Genomic DNA, 19,258 nt, shown 5'->3' on the forward strand with positions numbered 1-19,258 from the left:
GTGCAGTACAGGTCCCGGGTTTGTCCGTGATCCTCGCTTCCCCGCAACGCTGCGGGACGCTTCGAGCCTATGGACCGGGAACCGCATCAGTCGGTGTCAGAGGTCTACAACGGGTGTCGAAGGGTGATCACATATGCCCCGGCTCAGGACAAGGGGCCTGGCGCGCGGAACCGATAGAGCTCCGTGGGCGCTGCGCGACGAGTGGAATCACCCGCGTATTCATTTCCCCCGGCGCACGGCCAACCTGCTCAGATCATACTGCTCGGGGGAATCAAACCCGGCCACCACATCCTGGTATGCCGTTGAATAACACACCCTTTCCGGTCGGCTTCATGAAAGTCACCGTTGGGAGTCAACGGTCAACCTGCGGTACGGATCTGACGCCTTGTCAGTCCATACCATGAGGCTGCCGTAGCAGCGCGAAGAGATGGATCGATTCGGATGGACAAGTCGAACATAGCCAAGTCGCTCCCGGGAATCACGACTCCGGCCTTCGGGGTGGCCGGGGTCAATTTGCCGTCCCTGACGGCCCTCCAAATGGAGAACGACGGGACCGTGGAGATGCTGACCCACAAGAAGAGGGAGGGAATCAACCCTGGAAATGTGAGGATGCGGATCGTTCTCGACGAGCTGACGTGCCGTGACACTGAAGACCATGGCGGCGATGACATCTACGCCACTGGTGGCGTCATCGCAGGCATCAAGTCCAACAGATTCGTGACGCAGCCTCACTCGATGTGCAAGGGGCAGACGATGCTGTGGGCCGGTACTGACCGGGTCCTGTTCGAAGGGGATCTCCCAACCTCCGGGAGCATCCTGCTTGAACTCACGCTCTGGGAGTCCGACAAGCCCACAGCGTGGGAGAAGAAGGAGAACATCCTGAACCGGCAGGCCATTCGCGACGTGTTCACCACGATTTCGAAGGCCGCCGCCCCCGCGATCGCGGTGCAATACTCCGGCACCGCTGTGGGCGATGCCATGCTCGGCTCGAACAGCGCCTCACGCTTCGTCAGCGAAGAGGAGAAGAGGCAGACCGAACTTGAGAATCTCCTTCAGAAGGACAAGGACGCGCAGATAAGAAAGTTTGCCAAGGCGGACCTGGAGCAGAAGCTCCAGGCTCAGGCAGATGCCCGGGCTCTGGCCGAGGCCGAGGCCAAGGTCCGGGCCCTGGCCGAGGCCAAGGCCCGGGCCCAGGCCCAGGTCGACGCTCACGCCGATGCCCTGGCCAAGGCCAAGGCACAGGCCGAGGCCGACCCCCAGGCCGGCCCCCTGGCCAAGGCCCAGGCCCAGGCCCAGGTCAACACTCAGGCCGATGCCCTGGCCAAGGCCGAGTACCTGGCCTTGGAGAAGGCCAATTCCCTGGCCAAGGCCGAAGCGGATGCCAGGGCCAAGACCGAGGCTTTGGCCCTGGCCGAGGCCCTGGTCGAGGCCCAGGGTCAGCAGGGCCAGGGGGTGGCTCCCCCCGCCCAGTTCAAGGTGTCCGGTGCCGTGGTCGACAGCGGCCTTGACGCCGCGAAGGCAAGCCTCGCCTCCATCGCGTTCGGCAAGGATGGTATCGGTGCTCTGGTGACGCTGGCCGAGACGGTCGTGAAGCTGGCCATCCATGCCGACAAGGACGACCAGCTCGGCTCTGTCCTGGAGAGGATCAATGTGGACAGGATCCGCGGGGAGCAGGATCTGATGAAGTACGGAGGAGTTCTCTCCTTCAAGAAGACGTTCAAGCACTCCAGCTTGAACCCCGGGAGCACGTGGGACTACGACCTCAAGTATTCGATGCATTTCGAACCGCAGGGCGGAGTCGATGACGGTGATATATCTCTGGAGCCGAAGCCCGTCGTCAATAAGGTCCGCAAGTAGGCAGTGATCCTGGGGCTGTCGGAGGCGGGTACCGGTGAGTTCGCGGCCGGTGGCGGCCGTCGGCGCTCCCTGGGCGTGCATTGCCTGGACGGCCGCCGTGTGCCACTCGCGGGCGCGGGCCGCCAAGCGGCGGGTACGTCCGCACACGTCCCTGGTCCCGTCCGCCAGAACCAGGGGCACGGCCCCTCCCGGCGCGGGTTGCGGGTTCCCCGGCCGGGACGAACACGGCGTGAATGCAGGTGTGGTGGGCACTCGCTGTCTCCCCCACAGCCTTGCCGAAGTTCTTCCGGATCCGGAACACATCGGCGACCTGGTCCTGCGGGGACCGGGGCGGCGCCGTCTGCGCAGGCGCCGGCCCGGTCCCCGCAGAGGCCCGGCCTCGTCGCTGCGGCGGAATGGGCCGGCGGACCCGTCCGAGGAGGCCCAGCTCGACTACGGGTTCATGGAGCTGCGGACCGGCCCGAAGGCCGGGAGGCGGGCCGACTCCGGGCCGTCGTCACGGTGTTGGCCGCCTCCGGCACATGTTCGCGCGGCCGGTTCCGACGATGAAGCAGCACGCCGGGTGCGCTGCCTGCATCGAGGCGTTCGAGTTCTTCGGCGCGGTCCTGCCCCGGCCGGTGCCGGACAACCTCTGCCCAGCATCGAACGGCCTGACCGCGGCTCATCGGCACGGGAGTTGACGCCCGCTCCGCCCATGCCCTGGTGCAGATCGGCCATGAGGGGCGAGCCGATCAAGACCCACACCGCGCATGCCGCCAGCACCTGGCGCCGCGTGGCTGCGAGAGCTGCACCCGTGATCGCCCAACCGTCAGTTGACAGGGGCTGTCTGCGCTCGAGGCAGTTGATCATCCTTCAACCCGTGCCTCAGGTGCAGGGGCATGTTTAGCTTTAGGCGGCTTGGCGATCACGAGCGAGCCGTCTTCACATTCCTGCCGGCAAACCGCTCTGTCCGATGCGACTGAACGGGGACCGGCTGATCCGGGAATCCCGCCGAGAAATTCACTGAGGCGTAAATGACAAAACCCGGAATCTCGTCCGAGAGGGTGTACACATGACCGACGTCCGTAGTTCCTCCACTCCTTCCTCGACAGGTGGACGCTCCATGAAGGCTTCCTACTATCCTGGCTACACCGACGATCGACAGCGCGTGGGCTTCAATGTCTCCCGCCGCCCCGGCCCGTACACCGGCTGGGGAGAGATCCCCAATGAGGTCGAGGTGGCGGGCAGCCTCGGAGGTGGCCACGATCTCGATGTGACGTGCCAGGAGCGGTACGGTTACGAGTACGAAGTCATTGTGACCGGGAAGAGTGAGGGCGGTGGCGCCTTCATCAAGTCGTACACTTTCCCGGCAGACGGAGAAACCAAGAAGATTCGCATCAGGGAGCGCCTCGAAGAGGCATTCCTCTGGGTCGAGATGTTCCGGGAGGATGAATCTGCCGAGTCCCGGCGGGATTCTGAGATGATCTACCTCGTCCCGCTGTCCGAGTCGCCGAAGGGGGACCTCAGCAGGTACGGACGCATAAAGGCGCCGCGGGGCTGTAATTTCAGCGGGACGCTGGGCGGGGACCAAGATTTTTTCTACTCCGTTCCCGGTACCGCGCAAGTCTCCATCATGATGGAGATCCAGAACGCCCGCGGAGTCAACTCCCGCAGTGAGCATATCGATATCCCTGCGACTGGCTCGATAGCCTCTGCCGAGCGGATCAGGTCTGCCGCGATCAACGTCTACCCGACGGAGTTTCATGAGGGTGGCGACGATGTCCCGACCGAGGACAATACGCCGGTTCTGACCAGTGGAGTCGCTGCTCCGGAGGGAGAGCATCGCAAGTGGTTCTACCAGACGCAGGTTCTCGGTGACCACAACCAGATCACACTGGACTGCCCGCCGTTCGGCACCTGGCGGTATTACCTGAAGGGGGCGGGGAAGGGATGGCTGGACGGCTTCAATTTCCTTGACGTTCCCGCAATGTGCACGATCGAGCCGGGGTCCGGGGACAACTCGATAACTGTCGTGTGCCACGAGAACGGGTATGCCGACCGCTTCCGCTTCGTGGTGACCATCGGGAATAAGGTCTACGGCCTGGGTGACATCGAGGCCGACGGGAACCCGAAGACAGTCAATTTCACGGCGAAGACAGGCGGCCTGTCGTTCAACGAAACCCTCCGTGGGAGCGAGCCCGCGTATGCACGGCTCATCCCGTACAAGGGCAACAGCGCGGGAATCTTCCTTTCGACTCTGCCGGATTGGCTGCAGGACACCCATGACGCGTGGCTGCCCAAGGACGGACTGAGCGAGGGATCCGTTGATTCGGTCGACTGGTCACTTCTGGGGGATCTTGTAGGGGATCTGGCTGGCCTGGCCAGCCTGGATCTTACGGGACCACTCGCCAGCACGGTTTCGAAGGCCGTGAATACGAAGGAAGCGCTCGAGGACGAGAGTAACACCTGGGAGCAAAAGGGGCAGGCCGTCGTGGATCTGATGTCGGCGGCGGCCGACTCTGCTTCCGAAGGCGCGAAGAAGGTCCCCGCTGTCCGCGCAAAGCTTGAGGATCTGGGGCCCGGCGGGACCTTCAAGGTCAAGATTCCGGGGATCCCCGGAAAGGCAAAGATCAGCGCCCCGGGGCTGCCCGGTAAGGCGATTGGTGGTGCTGCGGATGCTTGGGCCGTGCGAAACTTCATCCTGGAAGACCGCTACGTCCAGGCCGGTTGGTACGCCATGTACGGAGTGGGATGTCTCGCAAGTCCGAACAATCCGGTCGGAGTCGTTCTTCAGGGGCTCAGGGTTCCGTGGATCCTCTACAGCATGGATAAGGCGTACTACGGCAAGCCGTTCGCCATTATTGAAGTGCGCGCGTACTACCAGGGGGCCGCAGAGAGGATCCGGAAGAGTCTCGTCAAGAAGCTCAGGGATAAGGTTAAGAGCGACGAGGCCTTCGCGACGGCCATAGGGTCCGAAATGGTCGATATCATCAACTCGAAGAAGTCGTCGGACCCGAAGACGCTGTTGGACGAAAACGACAACTGGCTCGACACCTCGAAAGAGTGGACCAACGTGGTGGACAGCGTGAATGCAAGCGAGCCGGGTCTCCTTGTCCGCTGGGCCACTGCACGCTTGGCAGACATCGGCACCGTGGCTCTCCGTAATGTCACCAAGCGGGACAGGAGCCTCGCCCAACGAGTCGAACTCGGCTGGCAGGTCTACAAGTTGGGGCAGACCACCGATTCCGTTTACATTCCGTACATCAGGGGGACCGAATATCTGACGAACTTCGTCAGGAAGTTCCAGGAGGACATGAGCGAAAAAATGCAGGCCGTCGTGCTGGGGACATGGACTGACAAGAAGGTTTCCACACCCGTAGCGAAGTGGAGCTAGCCTCGACCTAGCGTGAGGGTCCGCCAGCTTGCTGGCGGACCCTTTCCGCTCGTTCAGTGCACCGGCCCGGTTCGCCGTATGCCGGCCGGCGACATGGCCGAGTCGCTCAGGGCAGCAACCGCGGCCCCGACGTCATCCACATCAGGTGACTCAGCGCAGTGGCGGCGTCAGGAAAGCATCCGAGTCCCGGTGTTCCGCACGGCCGTTCGCCGTATTCGCCGGTACGGACCCGCAGCGCCCCGAGCAGCCCGGCAGCGCGGGCTCCCTCCAGGTCCTTCTCCGGGCAGTCCCCCACATGCACCATGGCGCCGGGTTCGATACCCAGTCTCCGGGCCGCCGTCAGGAACGGCTCGGGCGCAGGCTTGCGGTACTCCCGTCCTCCGAGTTCGTCCGACACCACGATGACGTCGATCAGCCGCTGAAGGCCCAACAGGGCAAGCTTGTAGTGCTGTTGCGAAGGGTTCCCGTCCGTCACCACTGCCGTCGCCAGGCCAGCACGGCGTACGGCCGTCAGCGTGGCCAGGACTCCCGGATAGGGCGTCAGCGCAGTGCCCCGGTACGAGCGGAACGCCTCGACCAGCGGGGGCACGTACGTCTCGGCCTCCTCCGGATCTCCGGAGGTGACGTCCTGCACGGCCCGGTCGATGATTCCGCCCCGGTCGCTGCCGCGTTCCGACTCCCTCAACAAGGCCTGGTGCAGGCGCTGACGGGGCAGACCGAGCCGGCTGCCCGCCGTGCGGGCCACCTCCCGCCAGGTCCCGTCGAGCCACTGTTTCTGTGCGTAGAGGGTGTCGTCCAGGTCGAGGGACACCGCGGCGAGCCGCAGCCCGTTCCCGGCATCGGTGAAGGTCGCCCGGGTCGGTTCGGCACACCCCCGGCACATGCCGGCCGACACGCTGCCGTCCGTCTCTTCCCGGTCATCCCCGGGCCGGCCGCCCTCGGACACCTCACGCGGCGGACCGGAGCTCATGTCGCCGGCACCCGTCCGTCGGTGAAGTCCGGTTCCCGCAGCCGTATGCGCTCCCACGTGGCCTCGCGGCCGAGGACGGCGGCCACGCGCTCGGCGGTTCTGCCGTCTCCGTACGGACAGTCCCGGGCCGACAGCCGGGGGGCCGTCCCCGGAGCGGTGACCTCGGCGACGGCCCGGCACACCGCATCGCGCCGGACCGGGCTGAGCCGGGCCACCCCCGCCTCGATGCCCTCCCAGCGCGGCGTCGACCGGCGCATCACGACCGCGGGGACGCCCAGCCAGGCGGCCTCCTCCTGGAGCCCTCCCGAGTCGGTGACCAGCGCCCTGCTGTGCCGCAACCGCTCCAGGAGCTCGGTGTACGGGAGCGGTTCGCCGATCTCCGCCCCCGTGGCGGCCAGTGCACCGTCGAGTCCGAACTCCCGGAGCCGGTCCGCCGTCCTGGGGTGCAGCGGGAACAACACCTGCCCCACGTTCCGGACCAGAGAGGCCACGATGCGGACGACCTCGGCCAGCCGCTCCTCGGAGTCCACGGTCGCCGGCCGGTGCGCGGTGATCAGCACGCCCCGCCGCTCCTCGACGGGTACCGCGCGGACGCCCAGTTCCCGCAAGGGGTCCAGCCCGGGACTGCCCACGACCTCGATGCGGTCGTCCGGCACCCCCTCGGCGCGCAGCGCCGCGGCGCACCGGAGGGTGGGAGCCAGATGCAGGGCGGCGAAGGAGGCCGCGATGCGCCGGTTGGCCTCCTCGTGGGACAGGGGGTCGTAGGAGCGCAGCCCGGCTTCGAGGTGGATCACGGGGACCCGGGCCGCCACGCCGGCGTGGCAGAAGGCGGGCACGGTGTGCGTGGCCCCCAGCACCAGGACCGCGTCCGGGCACTGCACGCTCAGGCTGCGGGCCGCCTCGGTCACCATCGGACCGAGCTGTTCGGCGGCCGAGGCGGTCTCGGGCCAGGTCGTGTCCCACCGCTCACCGGGATCGACGCCGAACTGCCCGAGCAGTTGCTCCCCGAGCGCGACGGACGTGTGCCGGCCGGTGAAGACCACGCGCACGTCGTGCAGTTCGCCCAGGCTGCGGACGACCGGGGCGAGCTTGACGGCCTCCGGCCGCGTGCCTAGCGGGATGAGGATCCGTCGTCGTCCTGCCCTCGCCCCCTGCGTCGCGGGAGGACGGAAAGCGAGGGAGGACCGTGGAAGGGTGCTCTGCGTGAGGTAGCGCACCACGCGGTGTCCCGGCTCCCAGTCGCACAGTTCCGCGGGGACCGGCCGGCCTGCGGCGAGGGCGATGTACGCCTCGACGAAGTCCGCACCGGCAGCGAGCGAGATCGGCAGCCCGCCCGAGAATCGGGGGTTCATCTCGAAGAACGCGAAGGAGCCGTCCGGGGCCTGGCAGCCCTGGACGTTGGCCATCCCACGGAATCCCAGGATCTCCACCAGACGCTCGACCGCGCGCTCGATCGCGGGCGACCGGAAGGCCGTACCGGCGCTGGAGATGCCTCCGCGAACCTCTTCCCTCCAGCGCGGAACCTGGAGGACGACCCTTCTGTCCGGTCCGCACAACACGTCCACCGTGAACTCCCGGCCGGGCAGCCGCGACTGCACCACGGAGCCCCGGTGGCTCTCGGCGGCGAGCCGCGCGGCGGTCTCGGACTCCGCAGGATGCACGCCGCGCGAACCGCGGCCCCGGCGGGGCTTGACGATCCACGGCGCGGGCGGCAGCAGTTCACCGGGCAGCACGGTCGCGGGGGCCGGTACGCCGTACCGCGCGCACAGCTGGGCGAACACGTACTTGTCCAGGCACGCCTCGACTGCGGCGGGTTCGGGCAGCAGGACGCTGCAGCCCAGTTCGAGCAACCGCGCGGCGTTCTCGTGCAGGGCGACCAGTTCCTCGGCCAGCGTCGGCACCAGGACGTCGATGCCGTGTTCGGCCACCAGTTCCACGGCGGCGTCGGAGAACAACGGGTCGTTGCCGAAAGGCAGTTGTGCTGCCGTGTCGGCCAAGCGCTGTCCTGCAGTGTCTTGCGCAGCATCGGCGGCCACCACCAGGTGTCTGCTTCGGCGCAGGTGTTCCACGACGGCCGTACCGGCTGGTCCGCCGGCGCCGGTCACCAGGATTCTCGCCATCTTTCCCTCTCCTAGACGGCCGGACGGACCGGGGGTGCGGTCAGTATCCGTTCCACCAGGGCAGCGGGTGTGATGCCGTTGCAGAGCAGGACTTCGGCCTGGACATGACGCTGGGTGGCCGTCAAGTGGGGCGCGGTCAACGTCAGCCGCCGGACGCTGAACGCCTCCGCACAGCCGGTTCTGCCCTGCTGCCCGCGGAGGTGCAGCAGCGCCTGGACGGCCAAGAGGTCCACGCGTTTACTCGCCGCGACCTGCGAGGCATGGGCCTCCAGTGCGGCGAGCTTGCGGTGGCTCGTGGCCGTGACGTCCACGAAGACCGCGGGCGTGAAGGCGAGCGCGGTCGGCGACTCGAAGAAGAGCAGCCTCGGCACCCGGCGGGCGGCCGACTCCACGGCGCGGGAGACGGCCCGGTGATCCTGGTGCGAGTCGTCCGGAGTGTGTGTGTAGACGATGTCCGGATCGATCTCCGCCACCAGTGCTTCCACCGCATCGATCGTTTCGGCACCGTCGGGGATCCGGCCATCGGGGAAGGCCCCCCACCGCAACTCGGCTCCGATGACCGCAGTTGCCCGCAGCTGCTCGCGGCGCCGCAGCTCCTCCGTGGCGCCTGGGCCGCGTTCCCCGCCGGTCAGCACCAGCATGACCACACGATCGCCCGCGTCCGCATGAGCCGCCAGCGTCGCCCCACAACCCAGCTCGATGTCGTCGGGATGCGCCCCGACCGCCAGGACCGTCGGCCGTCCGGCTCCCCGCTCGTGTGCTGCCCGGCTCCGCCGAACCGCACCAGGAATCATCAACTTGGTCATGAAAGCCCTTTGCGGCTCGGCGCACATAATGCAGTGGATTTCGAGGAAGCCGTCCCAGCTTGCCTCGGCGACCCCGTTCAGCCGCTCTTTCGAAGTTACAGACCACGCAACTTGTCATCCACCACCCACGGTTGACCTCACGTCCCGCCGGATGACAGAAGGCGTGTGGCCGACGGTGACGACCCTTTCAACTCGCATGAGGAACCGTCAACCATCGACGTCCCATCCGGACGTACCGGTTCGCATAATCTCGGCCCGCCGGTCAATAGCAATGGAGGAACATTCATGACGCCTGCCGGATCCCTGTTCGCTCAGGGTCCGTACCGGGCCGGCGGATCCGCGCTCTCCCCGGCCGACTCCGGGACCTGGGCTGCATCGTCCGACGACATTCCGCCTCCCGCCGACGAGCATGCAGAGGTCGTCGAGGACACGCTCAACGAAGTCTTCGAGCCGTTCGTGGACTTCGTGTTCAGTGTCTTCTTCACCGAAGTCACCTTTCTCGGCACATCCTTCCCCTGGGTCGTCGCCTGGGTGGTCCTCGCCGGAGTGACGTTCTCCTGCTATTTCTTCGGCGTTCAGTTCCGCTGGTTCGGACACGCGGTCTCCCTGGTGCGGTCCGGCAAGCGCCGGCGGCGCGTCGATGCCGGGGACCCGGGGGCGGTCACCCCCTTCCGTGCCCTGAGTACGGCCGTCTCGGGAACCGTGGGGCTCGGCAACATCGCCGGCGTCGCCATCGCCCTCACCGTCGGCGGGCCGGGCGCCACGCTGTGGATGGTCGTGGCCGGGCTGCTGAGCATGGTGGTGAAGTTCGTCGAGTGCACCCTCGGCGTGAAGTACCGCGAGGAGTTGCCGGACGGCACGGTCCGCGGGGGCCCCATGCAGTACCTGCGCCGCGGCCTCACCGAACGCGGGCTGCCCCTGCTGGGCCGCAGCCTGGCCGGCATCTACGCCGTGCTCGTCGCGCTCTTCGCGACGCTGGGCGGCAACATGTTCCAGATCAACCAGGCAGTCGAGCAGCTGGCGGCGGCCACAGGGGGCGAGGACAGTCCGTTCTCCAAGTACTCGACCCCCGCTCTGGCCTTCGGTGTCGTGGCCGGGATCCTCATCGCGGTGACGCTGCTGGGCGGGATGAAGTGGATCGGGGCGTTCACCGGGCGCGTGGTGCCCGCGATGACCGTCATCTATCTCGCCGCCTGCCTGACGATCATCGTCGCCAACCTCGGTTCGGTCCCCGCCGCGCTCCAGTCGATCGTCATGGGCGCGGTCCGCCCGGAAGGAGTGATCGGCGGCGCCGCCGGGGTCATGATCGCCGGATTCCAGCGGGCGGCGTTCTCCAACGAGGCGGGTATCGGGGGCTCGTCGATGGCCCATGCGTCGGTGCGGACCAACCACCCGGTCACCGAGGGGTTCGTGGCCATGCTGGGGCCGCTCATCGACACGGTGGTCGTCTGCACGATCACCGCTGTGACCATCGTCATCGCCAACCCCAAGAGCTTCGTCGAGGCACGCGAGGCGATCGCCGGCGGCCCGCACGCCCCCACGGGGGTGACCATCACCTCGGACGCCTTCGCCACCGTCCTGCCCTGGTTCCCCTACGTCCTGGCCGTGGTCGTGATCCTCTTCGCCTACTCGACGATCATCACCTGGACCTACTACGGCGAGCGGGGCTGGACCCACCTCTTCGGACAGGGCCGCGCCAGCCTGCTGGTCTACCGGCTGCTGGCGGCCGGCTCCGCCATCGCCGGCTCGCTGCTGACGCTGGGCGCGGTGCTCGAACTCGCCGACGCCCTGCTGTTCGCACTCGCCCTCTTCAACATCGTCGGGCTCTTCCTGCTGGCGCCCGTCGTCCGCAGGGAGTTCGACGCCTACCGCAAGCATCTGCGCACCCTCAGGCGCAAGGAGGCCGCGCAGGACGCCGCGCAGCCGGACGGCTCTCGGTAGACCGGGGCTCATCCGTCAGTCGTGCCGCGTCAACTCCTGCTGCTCCAGGCCGGGGTGTCCGGCTCGTAGGTTCAGCACAGCACGTGCGCAACGGACACTGGGAAAGGCTCAAGGTGGGCGCAAGAGAGCTCGGTCGACAGGCCGCAGGGACGGCTGTCGCGGCGTCCACGGTAGTGGTGGCCCTGTTGGCCACGTCGCTGTCCGACAAGGCGCAGGAGCGCCGGCAGACGGGCTCGGGGACCCCGGTCTCCTCCCAGGACTGTCCCTCCCCCGGGGCCGAGGGGTGCGAGACGGGAGCCGGGCAGGAGACGCCGCCGCCGTCCCAGGAGGAGACGAAGCAGCCGCCGTCGGCGTCCCGCACGGCGCCGCCGTCGCGCACCGGACAGCGATCGGCCACTGGCGGCGACGAGAGCAGCGGCGGTGACGGCAAACCCTGGCAGCACCCGATCAAGGGCCGGGCCACGGGCGCGGCCTTCGGCAATGCCGGCGGGCGCTGGTCGCGCGGTCACACCGGTGTCGACTTCCCCGCACCCAGCGGTACGCCCGTGGCGGCCGCCGGCCACGGCAAGGTGGTCAAGGCCGGACCGGGCGGCGGCGGGGACGGCAAGGCGTACGGCAATGCCATCGTGATCAAGCACGCGGGCGGAACCTACTCGCAGTACGCGCACCTGATGAAGATCGATGTGAAGGTCGGTGACACCGTCCGGGCCGGCCAGCGGATAGCCCTGTCGGGCAACACCGGTAATTCCAGCGGCCCACACCTGCACTTCGAGATCCGCACCACGCCGAATTACGGTTCCGCGGTCGACCCGGTCAAGTTCCTGCGCGGCAAAGGCGTTTCCACCTGATCCCGGACCGGACACGGTTGCCGGTCAACGGCCGGGGTCCCTGTTCCGGCTCCGTCGCATGACACGCAGAACGAACTGTCTGGCCGCACGGTGAACAATCGCGAGAAAAGAGTGACCGCGGCCCCGCCTGGTGAGTTCCATTCCGGAGAACCGCCCATCTGAGCAAGAGCGCCTGGCCGAGCAGGCGGCGGATCCAGTACATCCAGCATGTGGCCGTCGGCACGTGGTCCGGATCTGCCGAAAGTCGAAGATCTTGGGCGCCCGCTCACTCCGGGAGTCGAAGGTGGATTCGGCCGGTCAACATCCTTCGGCCGCCGGGCCACGGCGACGCCCCGGTCGGCACAATTGCACGTAACGGATTCCGCCGATCGACTCCTCCTCCGCGGCGGAAAAGTGCAGATCAGCCCCGGCAAAAGAATCGATCGTGCTGATAAGGGCTTCTTGGCCCCGGCTCGGAGAAGATTCAAAGAGCGCGGCCCATCACCGTGCCGGCCCGATCAGATCTCGTCCGAGCGGCAGCAGAACAATGAGTCCCTTCGCTTCAGGCGAGCACCCTCGTCGCACCCTCGCCGTCGGCGCCCTCGACGCAGTCCGGCAGCCCCGGCTCGTGGATGCCGCCACCTGCGTGGCAGCCTGTGCGGCCTCGCTCCTCGCCCTGGAGCAGGCCCATCACAGCGGCATGGTGCCCAGCTACTGGGGTTCGTTCCTCGTGGTGTGCGGCGCCTCGGGCGCCCTGCTGCTGCGGCGGACGGCCCCTGCCCTGGTCATGGCGGCCGCCCTGCTGAGCACGCTGGCCTCCGACGAGGCCACCCTGCTGATCTTCGCCGCGTACGCCCTGGGCAACTACGGCGGACGCAGCCGCTGGGCCGGGATCGCCCTCAGCGGGTTCCTGTACGTCCTCACGCGGGTGTGGGTGGAGCCGTTGCCCCTGTCGGCGTCGGCCATGGCCTACGACACCGTCGTCAAGCTGTTCTTCCCCGCCGTGCTGGGCGAACTGATGCGCAGGCGGCGCGAGATGACCGGGCTGCTCCAGCAGCGCCTGGTGGCCGTTGAACATACCGTCGACCAAGCCGCGCACCAGGCGGTGCTGGAGGAGCGGACCCGGCTCGCCTTCGACATCCACGACGGCCTGGGGCACCGGGCGACGGTCCTCATCTTCCAGGCGGAAGCGCTGCGCACCATGCCCGAGATGCCCGGGAAGGCGTCCGCGCTGGCGTCGGCGGTGGAGGAGGGCGCCAGGGACATGCTCCAGGACATGCGGGACATTCTCGATGTCCTGCGCGGCGAGTCCGATCCCTCGGCCCACGGCGGTCCGGCCTACGACCAGTTCGCCGCTGCCCTCGTGTCGAACCTCACCGCCGCCGGCATCGACGTCTCGTTCCACCGGACCGGCCTGCCACGTCCTCTTCCGCCAGGTACGGACAACGTGCTCCGCAGTTGCGGACGGGAAGCGCTCACCAACGCGGTGAAGCACGGGCACGGCGCGCCCATCTCCCTCCAACTGGACTTCAGCGAGCAGGAGGTGCACCTGGAGGTGGTCAACGGCCCCGGCAGCGCCTCCGTGGTGTCCCGTCTCTCCGGGGGGCTCGGTATGGTCAGCATGCGGGAGCAGGTGTCCCGGGCAGGCGGACGGCTCCAGGCGGACCCCACCGTGGACGGCGGCTTCAGGGTGCACATCGCTCTGCCCGCCCCGCAGGAGCTCGGCGGGCAGGTGCATGTCGGAGAACGGCGCCGCCCGTCACCGGCCGCCTGAGCGCACGGTCACCGGCCTTCGTCGGGCAGCGGTATCCGGGCCCGGATCACGAACCCTCCGGTGGGCGTCGGGTCCGCCCGGAAGCGGCCGCCGAGGCGTTGCACCCGCGCGCACAGGCTGTCGAGACCCATGCCGGTTCCGCCGAGTACCGGGCTCTTGCTGGTGGGAGGACCGTTCTCGATGCAGAAGCCGACCTGTCCCTCCTCGAAGGCGAGCACCATGCGGATGGCGGACCCGGGGGCGTGTTTGAGGGCGTTGGTCAGTCCTTCCTGCCCTATACGGTAGAGAGCGGACTGGATCTGCTGGGGAAGGCGCACCGGAGTGCCCTCGAACGAGCACGACGCCTCGACGCCGATGGCGTTCATGTTGCGCACCAGCGACTGCAGGAACACCTGGTAGCCGGTCTCGGCCAGGCGCGCGGGAGGGGAGCCGTCGCCCGGGTCGCTGCGCAGGATGTCGAGGATCTCCCGCAGTTCCGCCATGACCGCCCGTGAGGCGTTCTCGATCGCGGCCACCCCTTCGAGCACCTTCTCCGGGCTCTGTGCGTTGACCTTCACTGCGGCCGCCTGCAGGTTGACCACCGCGACCTGATGGCCGATGCCGTCGTGCATGTCGAAGGCCAGCCGGGTGCGTTCTTCCAGTACCGCATACTGGGCGGCCTGGTCGACGGTGCCCTGCATGCGCTCGACCTGACGGCAGAAGAACGCGTTGAGGTGTTCCTGCCGGCACAGTACGCGGGCCACCGCGGCGACCAGCACGACGTGCACGCCGACGTGGTAGAGCACCGAAACGGACCAGAGTGTCTCCCCCACCAGGGGCCTGGTCAGGTAGTACGCCAGGGCGATGGCGGACACCGACCAGATCGGCGCGCGCCGTCCGTGGCGCGCGACCGCCCACGTGCTGAAGATCAGCGGCGTGGTGTCGTCCGTCGCCAGCGTGGCCAGCACGCTGCCGACGGCCGCCAGTTCGGGCACCCTGCGGCGTACGAGGAGGGTCGCGGCATACCCGGTGGCCACGGCCATCGAAGCCGCGTAGCCGGTGACGAGCCCGGTGCGGTACTCACCGGAGACGGCGAGCAGCGTGAGGAGCAGCGCCGCCGATGCGGTTGCGGCATCCACCACACGTGGGTCCGGAAAGCGCAGTCGGTCCAGAACGGGCCGGACTCCGAGGCACGGCGCAGGGTGATAGGCCATCGGATCGGCCTCGCTGGCGGGAGAGGCAGACATACGGAAGCTTTCGTCGAACGGAAACGTCTTCCGAGTATCCGAGGCGCAACCGGCACTTCCTGCGTGAACCAAGGTCTATTTCCCATCGGAAGTTGACCAATTGGGCGCAGAGAGTTGACTACCTGCGGAACAGCTCCGTCAGTCCTTGGTATCCCGGCTCCTCTCGCCCGGCACGAGGCCGGCTTCGTAGGCGAGGATGGCGGCCTGCGTCCGGTTGTCGAGTCCCAGGCGTGCGAGGGTGCGGGATGCATAGGTCTTGACGCTGGCGAGGGAGAGGTGGAGCTCCTCGGCGATCCTCTGGTTGGTGTAGCCGGCGCCGATGAGGGCGAGGACCTCGCGCTCGCTCTCCTTCAAGGAATCGATCTTCTCCTGCAGACCGCTGGCTCCGGCCGGCATCCTCGCATGGGCCCGGCTCACCAGCTTGGCCGTGATCTCCGGCGACATCACCGTGCCGCCCACCGCCACCGTCCGCACCGCAGCGGTCAGTTCCTCGGATCTGAGATCCTTGAGCAGAAAGCCGGAGGCTCCGGCCTTCAAGGCCTCGATCACCAGGTCGTCGGTATTGAAGGTGGTCAGAGCCAGTACCTTCGGAGGGTTGTCGAGCCGCATCAGCTGGATGGTGGCCTCCACCCCGCCGATGCGCGGCATGCGGAGGTCCATGATGACGACATCGGGCCGGTGCTCCTGGGTCGCGCTGACCGCTTCCACCCCGTCCGCCGCCTCTCCGACGACGAGGAATTCTTCGTCGGCCTCGAGTACCGAGCGCAGACCCGAGCGGATCAGGCTCTGGTCATCGACAATCAGAACGCGGATGGTCATCGCTTTTTCCTTCACTGCGGCAAGGGGTGAACTCACCCTGGAGGTCCACCTTTCGATCGGCAGGAGTGCCCCTGAGACACGAAGTCCAGGATTGCGGCCCGGGGTTCCCCGGGGCGGGGTCGTCGGCAGCGGTGCGGTTCCGCGCCTCCGACTCGGTTGCGAGTCTGCGGACAGCCTCGTTGAAACGCTGGGCGGAACCCGGCCTGCCAGGGCCCAGGAGGTATTCCCTGAGCTCCTCGCGGGCGGTGGCGAGCGGGTCCGTTCCCCTTGATTTTATCGCTTCGAGGAGATCGTCGAGTTGCTCGGCATCAGTGTCGAGGATCACCGCGGCACGGACCGCAGTGATCTGTGCCCGGAATCGGTCGGGACCGAGACCGGCGGAATCGGTCACCGCATAGGGCTTGCCACTGGCGATGAAGTCCGACACCACGCTGGAGACGTCGGCGACCAGTGCGTCCGCCTCGTTGAAGCAGTCGTACAGCTGCGGACCGCTGTCCGTGATCACATGGTGTTGCCAGCGGCCCACGGAGCGCCAGTACGTCTCGTTCGGCCCGGCTTGCGTCACGCTGCGCCCGTCGTCGGCCGCGTACGCCGCCCAGGCCGGGTCGGCGGCACGCCGTACCGCGGCCGCTTCGATCATGGCTGTGATGCGCGCGTGGGCGGCTCCTGCCCGCGCACTGCGCATACCCGTGAAGGGGTGCGGCCGGTAGAGCACCCGGAGAGGTGTTTCGGACTCCAGCAGACGGCGCACGATGTTCTCGCCGGCGGTGATCAACGAGGTGTTGCCCGGACGGTCGTCCCAGCCTTCCCAGGTGGGGGCGTACAGGACGGTGGGGACACGGTCTCCGGGAACGTCCTGCCACGGCTGGACGGGACCCAGCTGCGGGCGGCCCACCTCGGCCACGTCGGCGTCGCGAATGCCCACGTTCGCCAGTTGGTAGCGCTCGCGGCCCGCCCGGCCGGCCGTCCACACCTCGTCGTACACCTTGCTGAACGGGTTGATACTGGCGGTCTTGTCGCTGTCGCCGTGTCCGATGAAGGCGTGCTTCATGGTCGGCACCCGCAGCAGGTGGATGTTGCGCCCGACATTCGCGGGATAGAGCGCCACGCGGACGCTGGACAGGTCCATCTGCATCAGGTGCACGGCTCCCGGCACGCAGAGCACCGGGAGCGGGGTGGGAGCGAGCCGGTCGAGAACAGTGCGCTCCCGCAGCACGATCAGCGGTCGGTCCGGCAGCTGTGCCATGGTCCCGAGCCACATGTTCACCTGGTAGGCGGAGTCCTGGGAACCCGAGAAATAGAGCACTGTCCGCGGCCGTTGCTCCTGCAGCCACTCGTCGACCGCTGCGAGGACGCTCTCGGTCCGTGGCGGCAGGCGGGACGGTCGCAGCCAAGGGACCAGAGCGGCCGCGTAGACCAGGGCTGCGAGGACGCTGACGCATGCGCCTGCCGTCACGTAATCACCGCTGCCCGTGATGGCAGTGGCCAGAGTGCCCGCCGCCAACGGCACGTCCAGATGGACCATCTTCTGCCGGGAGCAGTTCACCAGCAGGGAAGGCGGGCCGTCGGGGATCCGCAGCCCGGACAAGTCGATGTTGCGTGTGGAGACGGGCATCCTGCGCCGCATCCGGATGAGCACGGCCGGCACCGTATGCAGGACCTGGAGTCCGTGGAACAGGAGCAGACCGACCAGCAACACGTGGACCGGGGAGGAGCTTTCGGAGCTCGAACGCGCCAGCAGCAGGACGAGCAGCATCTGACGCACCAGGAACCGGTAGGTCAGACCGACCTGCACCTTGCCGAGGCGGTTGATCAAGTAGCTGCGCCGCCGGTGCAGAAGGTGATCCGCTCCGTATGAGGCGCAACAGGCGACCGCGAACGCCCAAGGCGAGGGCAGGACGGCGGTCAGGACCAGCACCGGGTAACTGAAGCCCATCACAAGGGCGGCGGCCAGTTCGGTTCGACTGCCCACCCGGGCCAGGCGGATGGCTCTCTGTATCACTCCACGGCTCCGGGGAGGGACGGGGCGTACGGTTCGGACGTGCCCTCCACGAGAGCAGGCGGAGCCGCAGACTCCTGCCTGCGGACGTCGATCACCTGGCCGGTGAGGCCGGAGAGCAGCACGTCGATGGAGGTCTGGGCGACCTCTTGGGCCGTCAGCAGGGTGTCCTCGGGCTCGTGCCCGAAGGCCTTCCACCGCATCGGCGTACTCGTGCGCTCGGGGTTGATGCAGTTGACCCGCACCCCGTCCTCGGCCCACTCGTCGGCGAGGGCCTGGGTGAGGTTCACCGTCGCGGCCTTCGCGGAGGAGTAGACGCTGTAGCCCGCCCGCCCCCGGGTGTAACTGCTGGAGGTGTACAGCAGGAGCTGGCCCCCGGTCTGGGCCAGGTAGGGATGGGCGGTGCGGGCGATGTGGAGAGGAGCGAGGTAGTTGACGGCGGTCTCGTGGGCGATCCTGCCCATGTCGCTGTCCGCCAGCTTTCCGATCCGGAGAAGAGCAGCGGTGTTGACCACGTAATCGATGCGGCCGGCCTCGAAATGGGCCTCGGCCAAGGCCTTCTCCACGTCTTCGGGATGCTCCACGTACGTGCCGGTCTCGGAGCGGCTGTAGGCGAACACCCGGGCCCCGTGCTCCTCGGCGAACTCCCGGATGTGGGCCCCTATGCCGTAACTGGCCCCGAAGACCACGATGACCTTGCCCTCCAACGCCTGCCGGTAGGCGGCCTCCGAGCGGTGCTCCGGCGCTACCTGGCAGGAGAGCTGGAACAGTTTGTCCGCGATGAACATGTCCACCGGGTGCGTCACCTTCATGTTGTGCTCCTCGCCGGGCACGACGTGAATGGGGACCGAGGGCAGGTAGCGCAGGACGACGGCGCAGTCGTCCGTCGCCTCGAACCGCGGGTCCGTCGCAGCGATCCGGTACGCCTCGCGGAGAGTCGAATACCGGAAGGCCTGAGGAGTCTGCCCCCGGGAAAGCCGGGCGCGGGGCGGGATGTCGGTGATGAACTCCCCGTCGTCGCCGTGCTTTCGTGTGACGATGACCGTGTCCGACGACGGGATCGCGACGTCCACTGCGTCGTACTTGTCCAGCGCCCTCGCACAGTCGGAGACCACCCGCTGCGATACCAGGGGACGCACGGCGTCGTGCAGCAGGACCTTCGGGTCCGCACCTGCCGGCAGGAGTTGTTCGACCGCCTCGATCGCGAGCTGCGTGGTCTCGTTGCGGGTGGCCCCGCCGGCGACGACGGCACGGACCTTGCGCAGTCCTGCGTCGGCCACCAGTTCTTCGGCCTGCGCGAGGAAGTCACGGTGCATGAGGACCAGGACGTCGTCGACGTCCGGGGAGTCGTCGAAGACGCGCAGCGTGTGCTCGAGGATCGCTCTGCCTGCGACCTTGATCAGCTGCTTGGGAACAGCGAGACCGATGCGCTGCCCGGTTCCGCCGGCCAGGACGACGGCGACGGTGCGCTCGGGAGGGGAAGTTGGGTGCATATTTCTCAACCAGTTCACGGAAGGCGGACGATGTACGGCTTCTCGGAGGTCCG

At 67.7% G+C, this 19,258-nt stretch carries 12 protein-coding genes; 5 read left to right on the top strand and 7 right to left on the bottom strand.

Annotation, left to right across the window (positions count from 1 at the left end):
• Positions 1 to 441: 441 nt before the first annotated feature.
• Both ACLHRZ_RS07925 and ACLHRZ_RS07930 read left to right on the top strand, forming a co-directional pair.
• On the top strand, positions 442 to 1,857 hold the full coding sequence (locus tag ACLHRZ_RS07925; protein ID WP_490417563.1) for a hypothetical protein: 1,416 nt from the start codon (positions 442 to 444) through the stop codon (positions 1,855 to 1,857).
• Between the two features lie 1,102 nt (positions 1,858 to 2,959).
• Complete coding sequence (locus ACLHRZ_RS07930) at positions 2,960 to 5,230, top strand: hypothetical protein (RefSeq protein WP_490417564.1); 2,271 nt, start codon at positions 2,960 to 2,962, stop codon at positions 5,228 to 5,230.
• A 106-nt stretch (positions 5,231 to 5,336) separates the two neighbouring features.
• Here ACLHRZ_RS07930 and ACLHRZ_RS07935 read toward each other — a convergent pair whose 3' ends face one another.
• From ACLHRZ_RS07935 to ACLHRZ_RS07945, 3 genes are read right to left on the bottom strand one after another with little or no spacing between them, the layout of a single operon-like run.
• On the bottom strand, positions 5,337 to 6,200 hold the full coding sequence (locus ACLHRZ_RS07935; RefSeq protein ID WP_490417565.1) for an HAD family hydrolase: 864 nt from the start codon (positions 6,198 to 6,200) through the stop codon (positions 5,337 to 5,339).
• Positions 6,197 to 8,320, bottom strand: coding sequence for a UDP-N-acetylglucosamine 2-epimerase (locus ACLHRZ_RS07940; RefSeq protein ID WP_490417566.1), 2,124 nt, complete (start codon positions 8,318 to 8,320; stop codon positions 6,197 to 6,199). The genes ACLHRZ_RS07935 and ACLHRZ_RS07940 overlap by 4 nt, the downstream gene beginning before the upstream one ends.
• 11 nt (positions 8,321 to 8,331) lie before the next feature.
• Positions 8,332 to 9,153, bottom strand: a complete 822-nt coding sequence (locus tag ACLHRZ_RS07945; protein ID WP_490417567.1) for a PIG-L deacetylase family protein — start codon at positions 9,151 to 9,153, stop codon at positions 8,332 to 8,334.
• Positions 9,154 to 9,411: 258 nt separating this feature from the next.
• Here ACLHRZ_RS07945 and ACLHRZ_RS07950 point away from each other — a divergent pair, with 258 nt between their 5' ends.
• From ACLHRZ_RS07950 to ACLHRZ_RS07960, 3 genes are all read left to right on the top strand, one after another.
• Positions 9,412 to 11,067 carry an alanine/glycine:cation symporter family protein gene (locus ACLHRZ_RS07950; protein WP_490417568.1) on the top strand — a complete coding sequence of 552 codons (1,656 nt, stop codon included), beginning with the start codon at positions 9,412 to 9,414 and terminating at the stop codon, positions 11,065 to 11,067.
• A 185-nt stretch (positions 11,068 to 11,252) separates the two neighbouring features.
• Complete coding sequence (locus tag ACLHRZ_RS07955; protein WP_490417569.1) at positions 11,253 to 11,915, top strand: M23 family metallopeptidase; 663 nt, start codon at positions 11,253 to 11,255, stop codon at positions 11,913 to 11,915.
• 526 nt (positions 11,916 to 12,441) lie between these two features.
• Positions 12,442 to 13,668: a sensor histidine kinase gene (locus ACLHRZ_RS07960; RefSeq protein ID WP_490417570.1), complete on the top strand. Its 1,227-nt coding sequence runs from the start codon at positions 12,442 to 12,444 to the stop codon at positions 13,666 to 13,668.
• Between the two features lie 8 nt (positions 13,669 to 13,676).
• Here the strand turns inward: ACLHRZ_RS07960 and ACLHRZ_RS07965 are convergent, their stop codons facing one another.
• From ACLHRZ_RS07965 to ACLHRZ_RS07980, 4 genes are all read right to left on the bottom strand, one after another.
• Complete coding sequence (locus tag ACLHRZ_RS07965; protein ID WP_490417571.1) at positions 13,677 to 14,786, bottom strand: sensor histidine kinase; 1,110 nt, start codon at positions 14,784 to 14,786, stop codon at positions 13,677 to 13,679.
• Between the two features lie 246 nt (positions 14,787 to 15,032).
• Entirely contained in the window at positions 15,033 to 15,749 is a 717-nt protein-coding gene (locus tag ACLHRZ_RS07970; RefSeq protein WP_490417572.1) for a response regulator, read from the bottom strand.
• On the bottom strand, positions 15,685 to 17,715 hold the full coding sequence (locus ACLHRZ_RS07975; RefSeq protein ID WP_490417573.1) for a hypothetical protein: 2,031 nt from the start codon (positions 17,713 to 17,715) through the stop codon (positions 15,685 to 15,687). Before ACLHRZ_RS07975 ends, ACLHRZ_RS07970 begins: the two co-directional genes overlap by 65 nt.
• A complete protein-coding gene (locus tag ACLHRZ_RS07980; protein WP_490417574.1) occupies positions 17,712 to 19,205 on the bottom strand; it encodes an SDR family NAD(P)-dependent oxidoreductase in 1,494 nt (497 codons plus the stop codon). Before ACLHRZ_RS07980 ends, ACLHRZ_RS07975 begins: the two co-directional genes overlap by 4 nt.
• Between the last annotated feature and the right edge of the window lie 53 nt (positions 19,206 to 19,258).

It is taken from the genome of Streptomyces sp. AM25, from assembly GCF_058146165.1.

What these genes read in the sequence shown, in the direction of transcription:
- ACLHRZ_RS07980 (WP_490417574.1), bottom strand. Translation starts at nt 19,205, where the DNA reads ATGCACCCAACTTCCCCTCCCGAGCGCACCGTCGCCGTCGTCCTGGCC.
- ACLHRZ_RS07925 (WP_490417563.1), top strand. Translation starts at nt 442, where the DNA reads ATGGACAAGTCGAACATAGCCAAGTCGCTCCCGGGAATCACGACTCCG.
- ACLHRZ_RS07935 (WP_490417565.1), bottom strand. Translation starts at nt 6,200, where the DNA reads ATGAGCTCCGGTCCGCCGCGTGAGGTGTCCGAGGGCGGCCGGCCCGGG.
- ACLHRZ_RS07930 (WP_490417564.1), top strand. Translation starts at nt 2,960, where the DNA reads ATGAAGGCTTCCTACTATCCTGGCTACACCGACGATCGACAGCGCGTG.
- ACLHRZ_RS07950 (WP_490417568.1), top strand. Translation starts at nt 9,412, where the DNA reads ATGACGCCTGCCGGATCCCTGTTCGCTCAGGGTCCGTACCGGGCCGGC.
- ACLHRZ_RS07960 (WP_490417570.1), top strand. Translation starts at nt 12,442, where the DNA reads ATGAGTCCCTTCGCTTCAGGCGAGCACCCTCGTCGCACCCTCGCCGTC.
- ACLHRZ_RS07945 (WP_490417567.1), bottom strand. Translation starts at nt 9,153, where the DNA reads ATGTGCGCCGAGCCGCAAAGGGCTTTCATGACCAAGTTGATGATTCCT.
- ACLHRZ_RS07940 (WP_490417566.1), bottom strand. Translation starts at nt 8,320, where the DNA reads ATGGCGAGAATCCTGGTGACCGGCGCCGGCGGACCAGCCGGTACGGCC.